We start from the raw sequence: 18,308 nt of genomic DNA on the forward strand, positions 1-18,308 counted from the left end.
TCAGCCCTCCTTGCGGGTGCGCGGGTCGAGCAGCAGGTACGCCACGTCGGCGATCAGGTTCGCCACCAGCACCGACAGCGTGATGACCAGGAAGATGCCCTGCATCATCGGGTAGTCCTTGGCGCCGACCGCCCGGAACAGCAGGAACCCCAGCCCCGGGTAGGAGAAGACGATCTCCACGAGCAGGGTGCCGCCGACGATGAAGCCCAGCGACAGGGCGAAGCCGGCCACGTTGGGCAGCAGCGCGTTGCGGGCCGCATAGCTCACCGCGACCCGCCGCTCCGGCAGGCCCTTGGCGTGCGCGACGGTGATGTAGTCCTCGGCGGCGACGGTGACCATCATGTTGCGCATGCTGAGGATCCAGCCGCTCACCGAGGAGATCAGGATGGTGGCGGCGGGCAGCAGGCTGTGCTGCACCGCGCTGCCCAGGAAGATGGTGTCCAGGGCCGGGACCAGGCCGGGGGTGTAGCCGCCGGAGGAGGGGAAGAAGCTGCCCGGCCCGGCCAGCACCGCGATCGCCACCAGGCCCAGCCAGAAGTACGGCACGGAGGAGAGGAACGTGGTCACCGGCAGCAGGCCGTCGACCCAGGAGCCGCGCCGCCAGCCGGCCAGCACGCCCAGGCCGGTGCCGAGCAGGAAGCTCAGCGCGGTGGTGATGCCGACCAGCGCCAGCGTCCAGGGCAGCGCCTCGCCGATCACCTCCGACACCGGCGTCGGGAAGGCGACGAACGACAACCCCAGGTCACCGTGGGCGAGCTGCGCCCAGTAGTCGACGTACTGCTCCCAGAGCCCGGCGTCGGAGTCGAGGCCGAAGAGCACGTACAGCGAGTGGATGGCGTCGCTGCTGAGCTGGCCCTGGAAGCGGGAGATCAGCGCCGTCACCGGGTCGCCGGGCAGCATCCGGGGGATGAAGAAGTTGATGGTCAGCGCCGCCCAGGCGGTGAAGAGGTAGAAGGCGACGCGCCGCAGCAGGTAGCTCACCGGCCGGCCTCCCCGCCCGTTGCGACGGCCGCCGCCCCGGGCGCGCGGTGCTGCGGGTGGTAGAGCCAGCAGGCCGTCCAGTGCCCGTCGCCGTCGCCGACCGGCAGCCGTGGGGGCAGCTCCTCGGCGCAGCGGGCCAGGGCGACCGGGCAGCGCGGGTGGAACCGGCAGCCGGCCGGGGGCCGGATCAGGCTGGGCGGTTCGCCGTCGCCGCGCTCCACCGGCAAGCTCCCGCCGCCGGTGATCCGGTCCGGGTCGGGCGCCGAGCCGATCAACAGCCGGGTGTACGGGTGCGCGGGGCGCTGGGTGACCGTCTCGCTGTCGCCCCCCTCGACCAGCCGGCCGGCGTACATCACCAGGGTCTCGTCGGCGAAGTAGCGGGCCGAGGCGATGTCGTGGGTGATGTAGAGGATCGCCAGGTCGAAGCGCTCCTTGAGGTCGCGCAGCAGGTTCAGCACGCCGAGGCGGATCGACACGTCGAGCATGGAGACCGGCTCGTCGGCCAGCAGCACCTGCGGGTCGGCGCCGAGCGCGCGGGCGATGGCGACCCGCTGCCGCTGCCCGCCGGAGAGCTCGTGCGGGAATGCGTCGAGGTAGCGCTCGGCGGGGGTGAGCCGGACCCGCTCCAGCAGCCGCCGCAGCGCCGCGTCCAGCTCGGCCTGACCGCGCCCGGCGTGGCCGTGCACCCGCAGCGCCCGGGTCAGGTGGTAGCGCACCGTGTGCACCGGGTTCAGCGACGCGAACGGATCCTGGAAGATCAACTGCACCTGCCGGGCGTACGCGCGGAAGGGCCGACCGCCGCGCACGGTGACCGGCCGGCCGTGCAGTCGCACGGTGCCCGCCGTGCGCGGGTAGAGCTGCGCGAGCAGCCGGGCGACGGTCGACTTGCCGGAGCCGGACTCGCCGACCAGGGCGGTGACCCGGCCTCGGCGCAGGGTCAGGTGCACGTCGTCGACCGCATGCACGGCCAGGGGCGTGCGGGAGAAGAGGCCGCGCAGCCGCCTGCGGACGGGGAAGTGCTTGGTCAGGCCGATCGCCTCCAGCACCTCCTCGCCGGCGGCCGGGGCCGACGGGGTGGGCGTCGTCATGCCGGGTTCCTGTCTGCTCAGGGATGGTCGCGGGGCGCGCGGGTCGGCGGCCCTCGGTGCGCCGGGCGAGCGGCATGCGCCCGCCCGCCCGGCGCACCGGTGGCGGCTCAGGAGCCGGCGGGGCGCAACCGCTGCACGACGTCCGCCGCGTTGGGCTGGGTGGGCTGCCCCGCGCCGTAGGGGTTCGCGTCGTCCGGCCAGCCGACCCAGTTCTTCGTGTTGTACGCCGCGCCGACGTTGTCCGCCCCCACCGGGATCATCGGCGTCTGCTCCACGAAGATCTTCTGAAGCGTGGCCAGCGCGGCGGTGCGGGCCGCGTCGTCGGTGGCGTTGGCGTACGCGGTCAGCGCGGCGGTGGCCTGCGGGCTGTCGAAGCGGCCGAAGTTGCCGGCCGGGGACGCCTTGCCGATCGGCTTGAGCACCCGGCCGTCCATCACCGTCTGGTAGATGTCGTACGGGGTCGCGCCACCGTTGGTCCAGCGGAAGGTGGCGTCGAACTTGCCCTCCTCCACGTTGCGGGACCAGGCCTCCTGGTTGGCCTTGTCGACGGCGGCGGTGATGCCGATGGTGGCCAGGTTGTCCTTCACGATCTCCAGGCTGGTCTGGTAGTCCGACCAGCCGGCCGGGTCGGTCAGGGTGAGGGTGACCGGCTTGCCGCTCGGGTCGAGCAGCTTGTCACCGGAGAACCGGAAGCCCGCCCCGGTGAGCACCTGCTTGGCCCCGGCGACGTCGACCCGGTGTTGCTGGCCCTTGTACTCGGCGGCGACGAAGGGGTCGCCGGCCGGGGTGGGCAGCCCGGTCACGCTGGTGACCACCGGGTGGAAGTAGCCCGACGAGGCCTGCTGGAAGATGTCGTCCCGGTTGATCACCATGTTCATCGCCCGGCGCAGCGCGGGGTTGTCGAACGGCTTGCGGGTGGTGTTGACGTAGAGGCCGTGGATGCCGAGCACCGGCGGCGCCCACACCTGGTGGTGGGCCGGGTCCTTGCCGACGAAGACCGTCTTGACGTTGGGGATGAAGACGAAGCTCCACTCCGACTCGCCGTTGGTCAGCGCGGTGGTCTGGCCGTTGTTGTCGGTGTAGGAGGTGTAGCGCAGCTCCTTGACCTTCGGCGGCTCCTGCCAGTAGCCGCTCTCGCGCAGGGTGAGGGTGGTGGTCTGCGGGGTGAACGACTTCAGCGTGAACGCGCCGCTGCCGACGGGGTTCTTGTTGGTGTCGGTGGTCGGCTCCTTGATCGTCGACCAGATGTGCTGCGGCACGATCGGGACCTGGGCCAGGATCTTCTGCTGGTTGACGAACTGCGGCGTGGCGAAGCCGATGGTCACCTGGTTGCCGGAGGCGCTGATCGAGGTGTACGGGGTGGCCGCGAGGTTCAGCGCCTCGTTGGCCTTGACCAGGTTGTAGGTGAACGCGACGTCGGCGGCGGTGACCGGCTTGCCGTCGGACCAGGTGGCGTTGTCCCGCACGGTGACGGTGACCGAGCGGTAGTCCGGCGTCCACTGTGCCTTGGTGGCCAGCCACGGCCGGAACGGGTCGGCCGGCTTGACCGGGTTCCACATCATCAGCGGCTCGTACATCTGCCACTTGTAGCCCAGCGACGACGCCGCCGAGGTGGTCAGGAACGGGTTGTGGTTCTCCGTCTGCGGGCCGTTGGGCATGCCGATGTTGAGCACGGTCGCGGCGGCGCCGGTGCCCTTGTCCCGGGCCCGGGTGTTCGCGGTCTCGCCGCACCCGGCGGCGGTGGCGGCGAGCGCGCCGGCCAACGCGACGGCGACGAACTGGCGTCTTCTCACGGTGGTCTCCCTCGGTGCTCCTCCCGATCGGGGGAGCGGGGTCGATGGTGGGGGATGGGTGTGCGCTGGGGCGTCCGGCCGGCGGCGTGCGGGTGGTGTCTGCCGGTCGGGCACGGGGGTGGCCGGCTCAGACCCCGGTGGTCGAGCCGCGGATGGTGAACGTGGTCGGTATGACGGTCGGCGTCGCCGGCAGGGCGGTGCCGTCGAAGTGGGCGATGAGGGCGTGCGCGGCGGCCTCCCCCATCTGGCGCAGCGGCTGGCGCACGCTGGTCAGGGGCGGGTGGGTCTGCGTCGCCAGGGGCAGGTCGTCGAAGCCGACGACCGCCACGTCCTCGGGGATCCGGCGGTCGGCGCCCCGCAGGGCGTGCAGCGCCCCGGCGGCGGAGAGGTCGTTGTGGGCGAAGACGGCGTCGAAGGGGGTGCCGGCCGCCAGCAGCCGCTGCACCGCCGTGCGGGCGCGGTCGAGGGTGAAGTCGCCCTCGACCACCAGGCGCGGATCCAGCGGCCACCCGGCCGCCGCGTACCCCTCGGCGAAGCCGGTCAGGCGCTCCCGGGTGCAGCCGAAGCGGCGCATCCCGGTGATCACCAGAGGGCGGCGTCGGCCGAGGGTCAGCAGGTGCTCCGCCGCGGCGCGCGCGCCGGCCCGGTTGGTGGTGCGGACCGACGGAAATCGCGGCCGGTGCCCGCGATCGTCGATGAGGACCACGGGCAGCCCCTGGTCGTGCAGCGCGGCGATGCGCTCCAGGGTGCCGTCGGGCTCGACCACCAGCAGGCCGTCGAAGGACTTCGCCGAGACCTGGGCGGCGAAGCGGCGCAGCGACCCGTCGCCCCGGTCGTGGGTGAACAGCAGCAGGCCGTAGCCCTCGCTCTGCACCACGTCGACCGCACCCTGGAGCACCTCGCCGATCCACGGCCAGGTCAGCGAGGGGACCAGCATCCCGACCACCCGGGCCCGCCCTCGGGCCAGGCCGACGGCGCGGGCGCTGGGCACGTAGCCCAACTCCTTGATCACCGCGCGGACCCGGGCGGCCGTGGCCTGGCCGAGCTCGCCCTTGCCGTTGAGGACCCGGGAGACGGTCGTCTTGCTCACCCCCGCCCGGCTGGCGACGTCGGCGATGGTGATGGGCACGGGTCGCCTCCGGATCGCAGGGGCGGGCGGTGGGCGGAACCGGTTGCGGAAGCGGTTCCGTCGCAGTCAATCCCAGTGACGGCGGTCACGTCAATAACGAGGGGATAACATAGTCACGGCTAAGTTCAAGAAGTTAAAGAAGCGGAACGTCGATGTCCGGGCGCTCCGGCCCATCGATGCCGATTCCCGGGCCGCTCAGGGCTCCCCGTCGTCGGCGAAGGTCTCGTGCAGGGCGGAGGCCAACTGCGGATTGCCCCAGTACTCGGAGTGCGTGTACAACGCGTCGGAGAGCAGGTGCGCCACCCGGACGTCGCGCGGCGGCCGGCCGTCGTGCAGCCGGAACAGCCGGCTCGCGACGAAGCCCAGCGGGTCCAGCGGATGCCACAGGTTCGTCCACCGGCCCAGCGACCGGGGCAGCAGCACCGGCCCGGTCCCGTCGTAGGCGGCGAGCTGCCCGCCGCGCGGGTCGAACAGGTGCAACAGCGGCCACTGGCAGCCGAAGGTCACCAGCCCCGCCGTGCGTACCGGGTCCTCCCCGGTGGCCAGGTCCAGCGCGATCACCGCGCCGAGGCTGTGCCCGACCAGGTGGACGGCGCGCTCCCCGTCCGCCCCCGCCACGGCGGCGATCTGCTCGCGGATCCGCTGCCGGATGCGCTCGCCGTGCCGCTGGTAGACCAGCACGTCGCCGAGGGTCAGGGCGACGCGCTCCGCCCGGGTCACCCGCACCCAGGTGTAGAAGCGTTCGCCGGCCGCCCCGACCGCCGCGCCCGCCACCCGGTCCAGCTCCGGCAGGTGCCGCCGGACGAGCTGCCGGACCCGCCCCGGATCCCGGACCTCGTGCCCCCCGACGTCGTCGCCGGCAGCCTCCAGCACGGCCCCGGCCAGCGCCGCGCCCACCTCGCCGAGCAGCGTCGGGTCGTCGGCGTAGCGCAGCCACCGGGTCTGCGGCCAGGCCGCCGCGATGGCCGCCCGCACCTCCTGCGCCACGTCCGGCGTCACCCCCCGCACCTCGACCGGCGGCGCATCCAGCAACCGCTCCGCCGCCGCCTGGACCAGCTCCAGCCGGTCCGCCGGCCGCAACGGCACCGGGCCGCCCAGCATCAGCTCCGCGTCGTGCTCGGCGGGCCCGGCATCCCCCCGGACGTCCCAGCGCTGCCCCGGGCCGGGCGGGACCGCCAGGTCCACCCCCAGGGTGGACGCGCCCAGGTCACCCCAGTAGACGGAGTGCAACGGCCACCGGTCGAAGGCGGCGGCGCTCAGCCGCGCCACCCGCTCGGCGACGGCCGCCCGGTCTCGGTTGCCGATGCCGTGGATCACGAACACCGGTCGTGGGTCGGTCATGGTCTGCCTCCGCCCAGCATGGTCGTTCCGGTCGGGCCCAGGAGCGTTGCGCGCGGGTCTCCGTACACCGCGTAGGCCAGCCCGGTGGGATCGTCGGGGTCGCGGAGCAACTCCTGCCGCGCGGCGAGCGACGCGGCCGCCAGCGACGCGCCGCCGCGCAGCTCGGCGTAGAACCGGCCGGCGTAGACGCTGGCCGACTCGCTGCGCACGGCCCAGGTGGAGCCGACGAACGCGCCCGCCCCGGCGCGCACGAACTCGTTGGCCCAGCCGCCCATCAGCGTGTCGTAGTAGCCGCCGGCGACGCTGCGGCAGGCGTTGAAGAACACCAACGGGCTGCGGTCGCGCAGGCTGCGCCGGTTGGCGGCGCCGGCCAGCATGACGGGGCGGAACGCGCCGTCGGCCATCTCGACGCCACCGTCGGCGTCGTCGCGGGGATCCGCCTGGTGGCAGGCCAGATGGAGCAGGCCGAAGTCGCCCCGGTCGATCCGCCGGGTCAGCGCGTCGACCGAGGTGACGGGGGTGCCGAGACCGGCCGCGATCCTCGTGGTCTCGGCGGTGGCGCCGGCCGGCGGATTCGTCCCGAGCACGAAGATCGGGTCCGTCAGCGACAGGGACCGGGCGAGGGAGCGGGCCGGCGTCTGCCGCAGCACCGGCAGCCGCTCGGCGGGGAAGTGCTCCCACTTCGGGGGCAGCAGCAGCTCCCAGGGCAGCTCGCTGATGTCGCTGCAGATCATCAGGCCGCTGGCCGAGCGCAGCCGCACGTCCACCTCGTCGCCGATCTGCGGCGGCAGCATCCGCCACAGCACCGCACCGTAGTCGGCGAGCCCGCCACGGACCCGGGTGGAGTCCTGGCCACGGGCCATCCGGTTGACGGTGCGCAGCAGCTCCGCGAGCATCCGGTCGGGGATCGGCTCGGCGGTCGCCACCGGGCCGTCCCGGCCGACCAGTCGGAAGACCAGGCCGTCGCGGTGGCGGTCGACCTGGAGCGCGACCTCGGTCGGGCTCACGGCGAGATGCTCGATGCGCGCAGAGAGCCGGGCCGGCGCGACGTACGACGCCGAGTCGGTTACCAACACCGTACGGGTGATCGCGCCGAGCTGGCTGCCGCCGCCGTCCAGGAAGGCCCGGACCTTCACCTCGTGCTCGCCCTCCTCCCCGGCGGCGAGCACGAACGCGACGGTGTCGGAGTCCCCCTCCGGGTACACCCGCACGACGTGGACCGCGTCCGAGTCCACCGAGAGTGTCGCCGAGGCCACCGTGATCAGCACGTCCACTCCCCGCTCGGGGATGGGGAAGGGCCGCGCCGGGACACTGCCGGGGCCGCCGTCGCGGGTGATCGTCACGTGCAACGCGATCCGGGTGCCGAGGCGGGCCCGGCCGGGCAGCGCCGTGGTCAGATAGCGCACCGGCGGCGCGGTGCCCGGCGCGGAGCGGAACCGGCTCTCCGCCGCGCGCACCGTCTCCATCGCCCAGCGCTCCAACGCGGGGGCGCCCCGCAGGGCGTGCGCGATCGCCAGATCGGCCACCGCCCCCGACTGCTGGGCCAGCGCCTCGGCCAGCATCCGCTCGATGCGCCCGGCCGACTCCGGGTCCCCGACGAACTCCCCGAGGCGGGACCGGGCCTGCTCGGCGACCCACCGCAGCGTCCACGACTCCTGCGACATGCTCACGCCCCCGTGAAGGCGAAGGCCGCCCAGACCGCCGGCGCCGACCACGGCCGGGAATCGGCGGAGCCGCTGCGGAACAACTGCGGCAGCAACGCGCCGGCCACCTCGGCCGGCAGCCACGGCTCGCCGGCGTCCAACGCCGCCGCCCAGCGCTGCTCGACCTCCCCGGGCGTCGCGTCCCGCAGCCAGCGCTGGGTCCCGGCCAGCGCGTCGGCCGGCGAGCGCCGGTCGTCGGCCCGCCAACGACGGTAGAACTCGGTCATGAAGAGGGCGGTCGCGTGGTCGTCGACCGGCCACATCGACGCCAGCACGCCGGCCACGCCCGCCTGGATCAGCCCCGCCGGCAGGGAGATCACCTCGTCGGGCAGGTCCAGGCCGGGCAGGAACGTCTCGCACGCCGAGAGCACCGCCAGGCGCATCCGCAGCCGCAGCGGCAGCAGATCGGCCAGCCGCAGCCGATCCGCACCGGCCAGTCGCAGCGCGCTCTGCAACGGGTCCCGCTGGTCGGCGCTGGCGTGGCAACCGAAGTGGACCTCCCAGGCGGCGGGCAGCTCCGCGCGGACCCGCCGCGCCGTCGCGTCGGGCCCCGACAGGGGCGTCACCGGCCCGGCGAAGCCGGCGGCGGCGGTCTCGCCCTCCCAGCGGCTGTAGGGCAGCCGCTGTCGCGGGTCGGGATCCTCCGGGTCGGTCACGACGAGCAGGCCCCCCGCCGGCTCGGCGGCGGCCCGCCGGCGGCTCGCCGCCAGCGCCCGGGCGTTCGGCACGTAGCCCACGGCCACCTCGTCGACGAGGTGGCGAAAGCCCGTCGGCCGGGTCGCGTCGGCGCACCGCGCGGCATGCAGCGGCAGCAAGCCGACGAGGCCGCACGGCACGACGGAGACCCGCGCCTCGCCGGCCAGCTCGGGCAGCAGCGGCCCGGCGACGACCTCCCACAACCAGTCGCAGAGCGCCGCCAGATGCCGGTCCCAGGCGACCCGGCGCGACGCCGGCTCCCCGACCCGGGGGAAGTGCTCGCGGTGCCGCTCGGCCCACTCGTGCAGGTGGGCCGCGCGCAGCCCGGGCAGCGCGACGTCGACGATCTCCTCGCCCCGCACCACCAGCGCCAGCCCGGCCTCGTCGGCCGGCGTCACGTAGACCAACGGATGCTCCGCCGCCGCCGTCACGTCGCCGATCTCGACCGAGGCCAGGAACTGCTCGTACCCCGGGATCTGCTGGATCTCACCGATCGCCGCGCGCAGCTCGTCGCGGGCCGCGCGCAGCTCGTCGAAGAGCCGCTCTGGACGCCGCCCGCCATCATGGTCCGCGTGCGGAGAACTGAGCTCAAAGCCGGTCATCGAACCTTCCTTCCGTACCTCGTCACGGTCGCCCTCCTCGTGGTCGCGGTGGTCATCTGGCGCTCCGACCTGGAGACGGCGGACCGGGTGGCCAGCGTCGGCAGCTTCACGGTCGCCGCCGCGACCCTGCTCGTCGCCCTCTGGGGCCGCCGCGCCGGTTGGCCCGCCCGCACCCTCGACGAGCACCACGCCGCGCTGCGCTCGGCGGTACGGCAGCAGTGGCGCACCGAGGAGGGGCTGCGCCGGGTGCAGGACCCGGTGCCCATCCCGGTGCGCTGGGAGGCGCTGCCCGCCGCCCTCGGCGGGCAGGACCACTGGGAGAACGTCGGGCTGGCCGGGGCCGCCACGGGTGCCTCCGCGACCGCCGTCGGCGGCCGGCTCGCGGAGGTCGCCGAGGTGTTCCGCCGGATCCCGTCGCGCCGGCTGGTGGTGCTCGGGCCGGCCGGCAGCGGCAAGTCCGTGCTGCTGATCCGGCTGGTGCTGGACCTGATCGAGGACGAACGGCCGGGCGAGCCCGTGCCCGTACTGCTCTCGCTGACCTCCTGGGACCCCACCCGCGACGGCCTCACCCGCTGGCTGGCGGCCCGGCTCGTCGGCGAATACCCGGCGTTGGCCGCCCCGCACCCCGACTTCGGCACGGTGGCCGGGGCGCTGCTGGCAGCCGAGCGGATCCTGCCGGTGCTCGACGGGCTCGATGAGCTGCCCCCACCGGCCCGGGGGGCCACCCTGCTCGCCCTCAACGCCGCGTCGCCGCAGCTGGCGGGGCTGGTGGTGGCCAGCCGGCCCGAGCAGTACCTGGCCGCCGTGGGCGCCGGTGACGTGCTCACCGGCGCGGCCGTGGTGCGGTTGCTGCCGCTGCGGGTGACCGACCTCGCGGCGTACCTGCCGCGCACCGCCCGCCCGGCCGGTCCCGCCTGGGCCACCGCCTGGGACCCGGTCCTGGGCCGCCTCGGCGCCGTGCCCGCCGACCCCCGGGCCCGAGTCGTCGCCGAGGTGCTGGCCACGCCGCTGATGACGTCCCTGGCCCGCGCCGCCTACAGCGACACGACCGCCGATCCGGCCGAGCTGTTCGACGCGGAGCGCTTCGGCAGCGCCGACGACCTCGCGGGACACCTGCTCGACCGAGCCGTGCCGCTGGCCTACCCGTCGCATCCCGGCGGCGGCGCCGAGCGGGTCACGCCCTGGCTGGCCTGGCTCGCCGCGCACGTCGGCCCCGACATCGCCTGGTGGCGGTTCTCCGCCGTCCTGCCGACGGCCGTCCTCGCCGGGGTCGGCGCGGCCAGCGGCGGTGTCGCCCTCGGGTCGGTGGCCGGGCTGGCCGGCGGCGTGACCGCCGGGTGCCTCGGCGCGCTCGCCGGCGTGGTGGCCGGCGCGTTCGTCATGATCCGCCAGCCACTGGTGCCCACCGGCCTGCGGACCGGTCCGACGCGTGGCGACGCCCTCCACCCGAGGATCGCCCGCGCGCCACGAATCGACCGCGTCACGCCCGGCCTGATCGGCTGGCTCACCGGCGGCACCGCGCTGGTCGTCGCCGCCTGGTTGACCGCCGGGGCGACCGCCGCCCTGGCAGCGACCGGCGCGCTTTTGCTGGCCCTCTCCCTGGACGCCTGGCTGGACGTGCCGACCGACGTGACGGTCGCCGCGAGCCCGCTGGCCGTGCTGCGCGCCGACCGCCGGACCGCGCTGCTCCGGGCCGTCGTCCGCGGCGGCATCCTCGGCCTGACCGCCGCCGCGCTGATCGACCGGCGCACCGGCCTCGCCGTCGCCGTCGGCGCCGTCGCCGCGAGCATCCTCTTCACCGCCTGGGGACGCTTCGCCGTCGCCCGGTTCTGGTTCGCCCTGCGCGGGCAACTGCCCTGGCGGACGCTGACGTTCCTGGACGACGCGCACCGTCGGGGCGTCCTGCGCCAGATCGGCGGCGTCTACCAGTTCCGCCACGCCCGCCTCGCCGAACGCCTGCTCAGCCACGCCGGTGCCGCCCGCCCACGACTCCCCGCAGCCGTTCGGCCAGGAACGGATACCTGAGCTCGTAGCAGGCACCGACGCGGCGGACCAGGCCGCGCCGCCGGGCATCGGCAAGGAACGCCAACAGCCGCACCGGCAGGCGGTGGGTGGCTGCCAGGATCGCCAACGTGACGAGGTACCAGCCGCAGGCCGATCGGACCACGGCCCAGCCGATGCCCGCGAGCAGCGGCAGCACCAGGTACGCCATGTTGACCGGCCGGCCGATGGAACGCGCCGCCGCGATCTCCGCCAGCGCGAGGAGCACGGTGAGCGCGCCCGCCTCCCCGAGTGCGGCGCCCGCGTCGGCCCGCCGCAGTTGGCGGGGGCACGTCTCCCGGTCCGGGTCGGCCGGGCGGTCCACGATGGAAAGCGCTACGGCGGCGAGGCCGGCGGCGCCCGCGACGACCACCACCTGTCCGACGGGTCCGTCGGCGAGCAGTTGGCTGGCGCAGAAGCCGACGGTGGCACCGATCATCCATCCGGCACCGGCCAGCCACTGCTGCCGGAGCTGGAACCGACGAGGTGGTGTCGGGTCCGCCAGCAGGACACCCGCCCCGCCGGCCAGCACAGCGGCGGTCCCGGCGGCCGATGTACCCTGCAACGCCCACCACGCCCCGGCGCCGAGCAGGGCGAAGACGGCACCGAAGGCCAGCCTGAGCAGCGGCTGGGGCAGCAGGTGGTGAAGGCGCCACCACGCGATGCCGTCCGGCCCGGACTCGCCGACGGTGGCGAGTCGGGCCAGATACGAGCGGTGTCGGTCCACCGTCCGCCGGTCGTGCGCGTCGGGCGTCTCCTCGTAGGCGGTGTCGAGGACCTCGTCGGCCAGCCAGGAGTCGATGGCGGCCCGGCAGTCTCGGGACGTGCGCTGCTCGTCGTGCTCCGGCCAGCCGAGCCGCCGCAACCGCCGCAGCCCGAGGTCGTACTCCAGGGGTGTGGTCAGTAGTTTCGTCAGTGCGACGACGCGCGAGCCGGCGGCGGGACCGGAGGGTGCGGCACCGCGGAGGTACTCTTCGCCGTCCCGCCACGAGATCGACTGGACCTGGATGACCCGCCGCCAGGTCTGCCAGCCGGGGTACGCCCGGTCCCGCCAGGCCACGTCGTGGGTGACGAGCAGGCAGCCCCCGGGCACGGCCCGCAGGGCCGCCAGACGGAGCTTGGGCGGTAGTTCGTCGAAGTCGTCCAGGATCGGCAGGATCTCATTGCGTCGGACGAGCCGGGCGACCGCCTCCCGGGTCACCTCCACGTCGGGGTACGTCGCCAGGATCGCGTCGGGCAACCAGTCGTTCAACGGCCGGCGTTCGGGATGCCAACCGACCGCTTGGACGACGACCGGAAGGGTTCGTTCCTCGGGCGTGGCGAGCAGGGCGTTGGCCAACTGGATCGCGAAGATCGTCTTTCCCGATCCCTTTGGCCCGCAGATCACCAACCGCCGGCCGGGCACGTCGTGGAAGAGCAACATCAGGGCGTGCAACCCACCGGAGGCCCCGGCGCGGGCCCGCGGTTGTCGCATGGCGATGTACTGCGTGACGTCGTTGTCCACCGATTTCCAGCTCAGCCACAGCCTCCTGCCGGTATCCCCGCCGAGGCGGTCCAACCGCTGCTGGTACGACGCGGCGACCCGCTCCGCGAGCTCCCTTCGAGCTTTGGTGTCGTCCTCGTCGGCACCCCGCACCGCGGCCGGCTCGGGTTTCAGGGCGATGGCCAGGGTGACCACGCTGGCCATCGCCGAGATGACGCTCGCCAACTGGTCGAACTGCCCGAGCAGTGTCCCGTGCGGTGCCAATAACAGGTAGCCGGCGACCGCGAGGAGCACGAACGCCGTCGCCACCAGGACCGACCGGCGGGACCGTCCGCGACCGGGCCGTCTCCCGCTCACCGGTCGGGGTCGCCCGAGGGCGGGTCGACGGGGTGGGGCAGGACGTCGACGACCACGGCGGTCAGGTTGTCGGCGGCGCCGGCGGCGTAGACCTCGTCGCGCAGCCTCTCGACCAGGGCGCGGGCGTCCGGCTCCCGGCAGATGGCCCGGAACTGCCGCTCGTCGAGCTGGCCGTGGACGCCGTCGGTGCAGAGCAGGAAGCGACCGCCGGCCGGGTCCAGCCGGGCGAGCGCGACGTGCGGGGCGAGGGGCGGCTCGGGCGGGTCGCCCAGGGACTGGGTGACGGTGGCCCCGTCGGGGCCGGCGTCGTCGACGCTGAGCTGCTCGAGGTAGCCGTCGGTGAGGCGGTAGACCCTGCTGTCGCCGACGTTGAAGACGTACGCGCCGTCGTCGACGAGCAGGACGCCCGCGAGCGTGGTCCGCATGCCGCCGGTGCCGGGCTGGCGGGCGGCCGTGTCGTGCAGGGCGTGGCCGACGGCGATCACCCCGTCGTGCACGGCCTGCGGGCCGTCCCAGGCGATGTAGCGGTTGGCGACGTCGGCGACGGCCAACCGGCTGGCCAACTCACCGGCGCTGTGCCCGCCGAGACCGTCGGCGACCGCGCAGACCAGCGGCGGCGTCCAGGCGGTGGTGAGTTCGGTGAGACGGGCGCGGGGGGACTGGTTGATCCAGTCGAAGAGCAGGACGGCGTCCTCGTTGCCCGGCCGGACGGCACCGCGGGCGGTGACGGCGCACGCCCGGACCGCCGCGAAGCTCGGCCGGGCGGGTGCGGGTGTGCTCATCTGGATCCTCCCGTGCGGCGTACCCGGGCCCGCACGGTGCCGGCCAGGCGCAGCTCGTCGCCGTCGAAGAGACGCTGGCGGGTGTGCGGGTCGAGGCGGCGGTCGTTGACGTAGGTGCCGTTGGTGGAGTTCAGGTCCTGCACGTAGAGCTCGTCGTTCTCGACCCAGGCCAGCGCGTGCTGGCGGGAGACGTTGCCGTGCGCGCCCAGCCGCACGGCGATCTCGCCGAGGTCGTCGGCCCGGCCGAGGCGCACCTCGGCGCGGCCGACGTGGACCGGCCCGAACGGGAACTCGAGGCGGAAGCCCGACGCCTGCGCCGCCGCCTCCCGGGTGGTCGCCGCCGCGCCCACCGGCCCCGGCGTCGTTGCGGCGGCCGAGGCCCCGGCCCAGGCCGCGGCCTCGGCGGCCATCCCGCCGAGATCGTGCAGCGGGCACCGGCCGTCGGCGTCGAGCACGTTGCCGCAGCCGGGGATCGGGCAGACCGGCTCGGCGGCGGGCGGTGGCGTTGCGGGCGCCGGCTCCAAGAATTCCTGGCAGATCGGGCAGAGCGTGCCGCCGGTCGGTTGCGGACCGTGGTTCGGGCAGATCAGGGCCGCCATGAGACTCCCTCCAGTCGGATGCCCCGGGCGTCGAGGTCCCGTTGGACGCGGGCGAGGTCGCCCCGGCCGGGAATGCCGATCAGCCAGACCCGGTCGTCGTCGACCTGGAGCTGAAGCTCCGGCCGGTCGCGGCGGGCGTCGACCCACTGCGCGTAGCGGCGTCGGCCGCGCTCCGAGCACGGCACCAGCCGCTGGTTGGCCGAGCCCCGCCAGAGAAGGTCCGTCGGCTCGCCCGCCCGGTACGGGCCGGTGATCAGCGCGTCGATGCCGGGATACGCCGCCGGGCAACGCCGGCGGAACTCGTCGAGCTCGACGCCCGTGTAGCACAGGACGTCCCAGTCGTGCCCGGCTCCGAGCGCCCCGAGCGCGGTGACCAGCTCGGCGAGCGCCTCGGGCTGCTCCGACGGCTCGCCGCCGGTGATCGTGACCCCGTCGACCTCGGCCGGGTCCCGGTCGGCGACCCAGTCGAGCACGGCGGCGACCTCGAGGTCGTGCCGGGGCTCGGCGACCCAGGTGTCCCGGGAGACGCAGCCGGGGCAGCCGATGGTGCAGCCCTGCAACCAGATGCCGATGCGCCGGCCCGGCCCGAGGACGGTGACCGGGTGGTGCAGCCGGGACAGCCGCAGTTTCACTCCATCACCAGCTCACGGTTCTGACCGTCCTGGGCGATCGCGGCGACCCGCAGCGTCTGCCCCGGCCTGGGCGGATGGGCGAACACCTCCCGGGCGAGCGGGTTGACCAGGATGCTCTCGATGGCGGAGACGATGCCCCGGCCGCCGTTGGACAGGTCGTAGGTGGCCTCCTTGCGTAGCTCGTCGCGGGCCTCGTCCCTGAACTCCAGGGTGGCCCCGTACGTGCGCTGCACGGTCTCGGCGACGTGGGCGATGGCCCGGTCGGCGATCTCCACCGCCGTGTCCGGGCGCAGGAAGTCGAAGACCACGATGCTCTGCTGCACCCGGTTGAACAGCTCCGGCCGGCGCAGCAGGTGGCGGAAGAAGAGCTCGATGTAGCGCCGCACGCCCTCTTCGATCTCCGGCAGCTCCTGCGCGGAGGTCACGTTCTCCTTCGGTTTGCCGTCCTCGTCCTGGACGATGATGCCCAGGTTGGTGGTGAAGACGATGAGCGCCTCGGTGAAGTAGACGGTGCCGCCCCGGCCGTCGGTGAGCCGGCCGTCGTCGAGGATCTGGAGGAACTTGTCCAGCAGCCTCGGGTGGGCCTTCTCGATCTCGTCGAAGAGCACCACCCGGAACGGCTGCTGCCGGATGCCGTTGGTCAGCTCGCCGCCCGCGTCGTGCCCGATGAAGCCCGGCGGGGCGCCGATCAGCCGCGCCTCGGTGTGCTCGGCGGCGAACTCGCTCATGTCGAAGCGCAGGTACGCGTTGTCGTCGCCGAAGAGCAGCGCCGCCAGCGCCTTCGCCAGCTCCGTCTTGCCGACGCCGGTGGGCCCGGCGAAGAAGAGCACACCCCGGGGCTTGCTGTGCCCGCCGGTGTGCGCGCCGGCCAGGCCGGTCGCGGAGCGGGCCAGGATGTCCAGCACCCGGCGCACCGCGTCCGGCTGCCCCAGCACCCGCTGGCTCAGCTCCTGCTGGGCACTGCCGAGACGCTGGCGCAGGCCGGCGCTCTGCCAGGGGTTGTCGGGCACGCCGACCCGGAAGGCCCGGACCGCGTCGTCGACCCGGGGGCCGGGGATGCCGGCGGCCACGGCGAGGCGCACCACGTCGCGCATGCTGCGCAGCCGCATGCCGTGGCTGGCCTCGGCGAACCGGCGTACGACCGCCCGCCGTTGGCTCTCCTCGCCGGACATCCCGGGCAGCGTCGCGACCAGGTCCTCGGCGGTCTGCTGACGGGCCGTCAGGTCCGGCTCGGGGATCGCGGTGATCCGCAGCGTGTGGTTGCCGGTGGCGAACCACGACGGCAGGTCGTGCTCGCGGTCGAGCACCCAGAAGACGGTGTGGTAGCCGGCACCGACCGGCGTCGCCCGGTAGGCCAGCCGGTCGGCGGTGGCCAGCAGGAGCCGCTCCTCCGGGGAGAGTAGTTCGCCGGTGAAGAGCCGGGCCGCGTCGACCAGGACCAGCGCCACGGGCGGGCCGGCCGCGCGCCGTCGGGGCACGTCCACCACGGCGGTGATCAGGTCCCGCACCTGGGCCAGGTGCAGCGGGCGGTTCGGCTCGACGTCGGCCTCCCGCAGCGCGGCCTGCGCGGCGGCCGCGCCGTCGTCGGGCCGGTGCGCGGCGATCTCCACGCCGACCCCGCTGGAGTACGTCAGCAGCGCGGCGTACCCCCGGGCCTGCGCGACGCTCCACAGCGCGTCGACCAGGCCCATGAACCGCACCGCGCCCCCCCGTTGCGGGTCCGGCAGCCGGTAGAGGTCACGGACGTTGCCGGTGAGCAGGATCTGCGGGTGCGCGCAGAGCGCCAGGCTCACCTCGCGCAGCCACGCCGGTTGCTGCGGCACGTCGTCGACGGTGGGCACGCTCGTCGCGGGTGTGGTCATCTCTCCTGCTTCCTCTGCTGCTGCCCGGCGGCGCCGGAGGACCGGGCCGGGATCACCTCGTCGGCGACGACCTGGACCGCCCGCTGGCCGGGGTCGACCTGCCCGAACTGGTCGATGGGGATGCCGTTGCGGCGGACCCGCCGCTTGAGCACCTCGTAGTCGTCGCAGAACTTCCGCTCCGCGGCGGCGTCGTCCGACCGGTCGGCCGGCGTGCCGCCGCCGCGCACGACCTGGGTACGCAGCACCGGGCTGTCGTGGTCGAGCAGCACCTTGACGCCGTAGCCCCGGTCACCGTCCATCGCCGCGTAGGCCACCCCGGTGCCGGCCAGGGCGGTGTCGAAGCCCTCGTCGACCCGGTAGCCGAGATCGGTCAGCCCGACCCGGACCGCGTCGGCCACGGCCTTGCGTCGGCGGGCCCGGTCGGCCTGCCCGACCACCTCGTCGGCGGCGGCCCGCAGCCCGTCGGGAACCCGGTCGGCGCGTTCGGCGACGAGCCGGGCCACCTGCTCGCGCAGCCGCGCGGCGGCCGCACCGGGCACCGTCTCCAGCGGGGCCGCCAGCGCCGTCAGGTCCCGGCGGGCGAGCGCGATCCGCTCCTCGACGCGCCGCTGGGCGCGGACCCGGTGCTCCAGGTCCCGCAGCAGCAACTGGGCGCGGCTGGCCGGCGCCCCCGAGGCGATCTCCGCGACGGCGGCGACGCACGGCGCCCGGACGTCGTCCGGGGCGGTGGCGGGCAGCCGGGAGAGCAGTTCCGCGGCGCGGGCGGCGCGGACCCGGCGGCGCTCCTGCGCCCCGGTGTCCGGCGGCGGCGCGGCCGGCGGGGCCGGCTCGGCGACCGTGCGGTCGTCCCACCGGCGGCGGGTGGTCGACGCCGGGGCCGTCCCGGTCGTCGCGGGGGCGGCCAGCAGGCCACCGATGTCCTCCTGCGCGGCCGCGCGCACCTGCTCGCGCAGCCGCTCCCGCTCGCGCTCGACCAGCAGGGAAACCTCGGCGGTGGCCGAGGCGATCCGGTCGGGGGAGTGGCCGGGTCGAGCCCGCGCGCCGGCGGCGACCCGGCCGATCCGCCTGCCGTAGACCGACCGGTAGGCGTCGGCCTCGGCCCGCAGCGCCTCCAGCTCGCCCCGGGCCTGGACGAACTGCTGCCACTGGGCCCGCTGCTCGCGGGCGAGGCGCTCGGCCGGCGTCTCCACCACGTACCGGGCACCGGTGATTCCACTCAT

The 18,308-nt window shown here is 74.7% G+C and carries 14 protein-coding genes; 1 reads left to right on the forward strand and 13 read right to left on the reverse strand.

Translation table 11 applies throughout. The features are described from left to right. From ACLQ2V_RS15395 to ACLQ2V_RS15425, 7 genes are all read right to left on the reverse strand, one after another. Positions 1-981 (reverse strand): ABC transporter permease, encoded by a 981-nt coding sequence (locus ACLQ2V_RS15395; protein WP_425719145.1) that lies wholly within the window; start codon positions 979-981, stop codon positions 1-3. Further along, positions 978-2,069, reverse strand: a complete 1,092-nt coding sequence (locus ACLQ2V_RS15400; RefSeq protein WP_425719146.1) for an ABC transporter ATP-binding protein — start codon at positions 2,067-2,069, stop codon at positions 978-980. The genes ACLQ2V_RS15395 and ACLQ2V_RS15400 overlap by 4 nt, the downstream gene beginning before the upstream one ends. A gap of 107 nt (positions 2,070-2,176) precedes the next feature. Beyond that, a complete protein-coding gene (locus tag ACLQ2V_RS15405) occupies positions 2,177-3,862 on the reverse strand; it encodes an ABC transporter substrate-binding protein (RefSeq protein ID WP_425719147.1) in 1,686 nt (561 codons plus the stop codon). A gap of 127 nt (positions 3,863-3,989) precedes the next feature. Continuing rightward, on the reverse strand, positions 3,990-4,991 hold the full coding sequence (locus ACLQ2V_RS15410; RefSeq protein ID WP_425719148.1) for a LacI family DNA-binding transcriptional regulator: 1,002 nt from the start codon (positions 4,989-4,991) through the stop codon (positions 3,990-3,992). A 195-nt stretch (positions 4,992-5,186) separates the two neighbouring features. Beyond that, entirely contained in the window at positions 5,187-6,332 is a 1,146-nt protein-coding gene (locus ACLQ2V_RS15415) for a hypothetical protein (protein WP_425719149.1), read from the reverse strand. Beyond that, on the reverse strand, positions 6,329-7,996 hold the full coding sequence (locus ACLQ2V_RS15420; protein ID WP_425719218.1) for a CHAT domain-containing protein: 1,668 nt from the start codon (positions 7,994-7,996) through the stop codon (positions 6,329-6,331). Before ACLQ2V_RS15420 ends, ACLQ2V_RS15415 begins: the two co-directional genes overlap by 4 nt. Positions 7,997-7,998: 2 nt before the next feature. Next, positions 7,999-9,333 carry a CHAT domain-containing protein gene (locus tag ACLQ2V_RS15425; RefSeq protein ID WP_425719150.1) on the reverse strand — a complete coding sequence of 445 codons (1,335 nt, stop codon included), beginning with the start codon at positions 9,331-9,333 and terminating at the stop codon, positions 7,999-8,001. Here ACLQ2V_RS15425 and ACLQ2V_RS15430 point away from each other — a divergent pair. Beyond that, positions 9,304-11,358: an NACHT domain-containing protein gene (locus ACLQ2V_RS15430; protein ID WP_425719151.1), complete on the forward strand. Its 2,055-nt coding sequence runs from the start codon at positions 9,304-9,306 to the stop codon at positions 11,356-11,358. The two genes, ACLQ2V_RS15425 and ACLQ2V_RS15430, sit on opposite strands and share 30 nt — an antisense overlap. Here the strand turns inward: ACLQ2V_RS15430 and ACLQ2V_RS15435 are convergent. The 6 genes from ACLQ2V_RS15435 to ACLQ2V_RS15460 are packed head-to-tail and all read right to left on the reverse strand — an operon-like array spanning position 11,294 to position 18,308. Beyond that, positions 11,294-13,165, reverse strand: a complete 1,872-nt coding sequence (locus tag ACLQ2V_RS15435; RefSeq protein WP_425719152.1) for a hypothetical protein — start codon at positions 13,163-13,165, stop codon at positions 11,294-11,296. The two genes, ACLQ2V_RS15430 and ACLQ2V_RS15435, sit on opposite strands and share 65 nt — an antisense overlap. 44 nt (positions 13,166-13,209) lie before the next feature. After that, the gene (locus ACLQ2V_RS15440) at positions 13,210-13,995 is read right to left on the reverse strand and encodes a PP2C family protein-serine/threonine phosphatase (RefSeq protein WP_425719153.1); all 786 of its coding nucleotides are present in this window, start codon (positions 13,993-13,995) and stop codon (positions 13,210-13,212) included. Continuing rightward, positions 13,992-14,594, reverse strand: coding sequence for an FHA domain-containing protein (locus ACLQ2V_RS15445; RefSeq protein WP_425719154.1), 603 nt, complete (start codon positions 14,592-14,594; stop codon positions 13,992-13,994). The genes ACLQ2V_RS15440 and ACLQ2V_RS15445 overlap by 4 nt, the downstream gene beginning before the upstream one ends. After that, positions 14,582-15,226, reverse strand: a complete 645-nt coding sequence (locus tag ACLQ2V_RS15450) for a 4Fe-4S single cluster domain-containing protein (RefSeq protein WP_425719155.1) — start codon at positions 15,224-15,226, stop codon at positions 14,582-14,584. The genes ACLQ2V_RS15445 and ACLQ2V_RS15450 overlap by 13 nt, the downstream gene beginning before the upstream one ends. Beyond that, positions 15,223-17,088 (reverse strand): AAA family ATPase, encoded by a 1,866-nt coding sequence (locus ACLQ2V_RS15455; RefSeq protein ID WP_425719156.1) that lies wholly within the window; start codon positions 17,086-17,088, stop codon positions 15,223-15,225. The genes ACLQ2V_RS15450 and ACLQ2V_RS15455 overlap by 4 nt, the downstream gene beginning before the upstream one ends. Beyond that, a complete protein-coding gene (locus tag ACLQ2V_RS15460) occupies positions 17,085-18,308 on the reverse strand; it encodes a hypothetical protein (RefSeq protein ID WP_425719157.1) in 1,224 nt (407 codons plus the stop codon). Before ACLQ2V_RS15460 ends, ACLQ2V_RS15455 begins: the two co-directional genes overlap by 4 nt.

Source organism: Micromonospora sp. DT233 (assembly GCF_049841815.1).
GTDB lineage: Bacteria > Actinomycetota > Actinomycetes > Mycobacteriales > Micromonosporaceae > Micromonospora.

What these genes read in the sequence shown, in the direction of transcription:
- ACLQ2V_RS15400 (WP_425719146.1), bottom strand. Translation starts at nt 2,069, where the DNA reads ATGACGACGCCCACCCCGTCGGCCCCGGCCGCCGGCGAGGAGGTGCTG.
- ACLQ2V_RS15415 (WP_425719149.1), bottom strand. Translation starts at nt 6,332, where the DNA reads ATGACCGACCCACGACCGGTGTTCGTGATCCACGGCATCGGCAACCGA.
- ACLQ2V_RS15420 (WP_425719218.1), bottom strand. Translation starts at nt 7,996, where the DNA reads ATGTCGCAGGAGTCGTGGACGCTGCGGTGGGTCGCCGAGCAGGCCCGG.
- ACLQ2V_RS15425 (WP_425719150.1), bottom strand. Translation starts at nt 9,333, where the DNA reads ATGACCGGCTTTGAGCTCAGTTCTCCGCACGCGGACCATGATGGCGGG.
- ACLQ2V_RS15440 (WP_425719153.1), bottom strand. Translation starts at nt 13,995, where the DNA reads ATGAGCACACCCGCACCCGCCCGGCCGAGCTTCGCGGCGGTCCGGGCG.
- ACLQ2V_RS15445 (WP_425719154.1), bottom strand. Translation starts at nt 14,594, where the DNA reads ATGGCGGCCCTGATCTGCCCGAACCACGGTCCGCAACCGACCGGCGGC.
- ACLQ2V_RS15455 (WP_425719156.1), bottom strand. Translation starts at nt 17,088, where the DNA reads ATGACCACACCCGCGACGAGCGTGCCCACCGTCGACGACGTGCCGCAG.
- ACLQ2V_RS15460 (WP_425719157.1), bottom strand. Translation starts at nt 18,308, where the DNA reads ATGAGTGGAATCACCGGTGCCCGGTACGTGGTGGAGACGCCGGCCGAG.